This window comes from Campylobacter concisus, assembly GCF_902460595.1.
Taxonomy (GTDB): Bacteria; Campylobacterota; Campylobacteria; order Campylobacterales; family Campylobacteraceae; genus Campylobacter_A; species Campylobacter_A concisus_BL.
In genome coordinates this window covers 146,226-148,409 of sequence record NZ_CABPVA010000002.1, presented here as the reverse complement: position 1 = coordinate 148,409, position 2,184 = coordinate 146,226, and the positions used below count along the sequence as shown (strand labels likewise).

1 protein-coding gene is annotated in these 2,184 nt (G+C 45.7%); it reads right to left on the bottom strand.

The window, feature by feature from the left end; all coding sequences use genetic code 11:
* Nucleotides 1-331: 331 nt before the first annotated feature.
* Entirely contained in the window at nt 332-2,140 is a 1,809-nt protein-coding gene (locus tag F3G86_RS05475; RefSeq protein WP_087583146.1) for a menaquinone biosynthesis decarboxylase, read from the bottom strand.
* Nucleotides 2,141-2,184 lie beyond the last annotated feature (44 nt).

Sequence of the window (2,184 nt, the reverse complement as noted above, 5' to 3'; positions counted from 1 at the left end):
TATCTAGCACTTAAAAGCGGTCTTAAACTAAGCCATTTTTAAGCACAAAAACCGATCTTTTAAATTTAAAAGCAATTTTATCAAGCCAAAATACTAAATCAAATTTAAAGCTTAATGATCAAGAGCTTTGCATATACGGCCAAGAGCGAACTTGAGCGATCACTGGCTTTATGCACCGATCGAGCCATTTTTAGTGATGGAGACGGCCAGCAAACAGGGGTCAGCATTTCGCACGGCGACCAGCAAGTAACCGCTTGAATATAACTGGCAGCTGAGCGCATTTTCTTACCGCTTTTTCGCACGAGCGTGCCAAAGCCACTAGGCTACGGCCCTACCCAAATATCTCAAATTTATGAAAAAGCTCTGGCTCATCTTTTACCACGCCGCGTTTCACAAGATCAGCTACCACTTCACGCTCGCAGTCAGTTTGCATAGGCCAGCCACGAGTATAGCCCTCTAGCTCGTCCTTGATCGTCGCATCCACGCAGAAATTTTCACCATCTATATAAATATCACGCAAAGCATCTATGTTATTTGTCACACGCCAAAGCAGCATATATGGGTTTTCTAGGTAGTTTTGCATATCCACTACAACTATAAGCTTGAAAAACTCCCTAAATTCCAAAAGCCTAGAAAAAAGCTCTTTTACAGGGCGATCTTTTTTAAATTTAATCACGCAAATAGGCGTTTTGCTCTCTTTTTTAAACTGCCTAAGCTCTTTAACATTTGACGCAATGCTTTGAAATTTAGCCAAAAGCTCGTCATCACTTAAAACCGCAGGGCTAAATTTACAAAAGTCCTGCGTCGCGTCGATGCCTAGCTTACCACCAAAGCACGAGTTTGGGCTGGCGTGATCGAGCTGGTCGCACACACCTTGGCTTATCAGCACACTCTCACTGCCAAATCTATCAAGCACAAAGTCCGCAAATTTGTCGTATTCTGTTAGCTCTGGTGCATCGTTGCCCACAAAGATCGCGTGCTTTACAAAGCTCATCTGCCCAACTCCCCAAAAAGCGTGCATCGCCTGCTTTGCATGAGCCGGATAAAGGGCGTTGATCTTGGCTAGGATAAGGTTGTGAAAGACGCCATTTTCAGGCATGTTGTAGTCTAGTAGCTCTGGCACTGTCGTTCGCAAAAGCGGCAAGAAAATGCGCTCAGTCGCCCAGCCCATATACTTATCCTCAAGCGGCGGCTTGCCAACCACGGTCGCGTGAAAGACAGGGTCTTTCTTGCTCGTTATCGCCGTGACCTCCATCACTGGAAACGGCTCAACCGGCGTGTAAAAACCAGTGTGATCGCCAAATGGCCCCTCAAGCTCGCTCTTAGCAGTATCCACAAAGCCCTCGATCACGTAGTCGGCGTCGTACGGGACGTAAATTTCATTTGTCAGCGACTTTACAAGCTTGGCTGGCTCTTTGCGGATGAAGCCGTAAAGTAGCAGCTCAAAGACACCCTTTGGCAGCGGCGCCTGACCGCACCAGATATATAGTGGATCGCCGCCAATCGCCACAGAGACTGGCATCTTACGGCCTGCGCGCTTGTACTCATGAAAGAAATTTGCGCCGTCTTTGTGGATCTGCCAGTGCATGCCAAGGCGATTTTTATCATAAATTTGCAGTCTATACATGCCTAAATTTTGCAGCGCGCCATCTAGGCTTTGCGTATAGACCTGCCCCATCGTGATAAAAGCGCCTCCGTCATGCAGCCAAGTCTTTAACGCAGGCAGGCTCAAAAGATCAGCCTGCTCGCCCATAAATTTGACCTGCTGGCACTCGCCCTCACCTTTTAGCCTTTTTGTAAAAATCTTTCTCATGCTAAAAAGATAGGCCAAAAAGTCAAGCTTCTCTTTAAAATTCTCAGGTTTTTTGGGCTTTAAAAGCTTCTCTATCTCAGCTGCGATCTCATCAGGCTGCACGCCAAATATCAGCTCAAGCGCCATTTTCGAGCCGTAGATATTTGTAAGCACTGGGGCAAATTTACGCCCAGTTTTTTTGCAGATAGGATTTGTAAAAAGTAGTGCTTGTGAGCCCGCGCGTTTGACCTCGATATAGCTAGCGTGCGCGATCTCTAGGTCGATATCTACTGGCTCATTGATCACCCTAAGTAGGCCGTTATCTTTTAAAAGCTTGATGTAGTCCATATTTTTCCTTATAAATTTATACTTAGTTATCCAAATTTTAATAA

Coding starts and splice junctions, on each gene's coding strand:
- F3G86_RS05475 (WP_087583146.1), bottom strand. CDS start 2,140: ATGGACTACATCAAGCTTTTAAAAGATAACGGCCTACTTAGGGTGATC.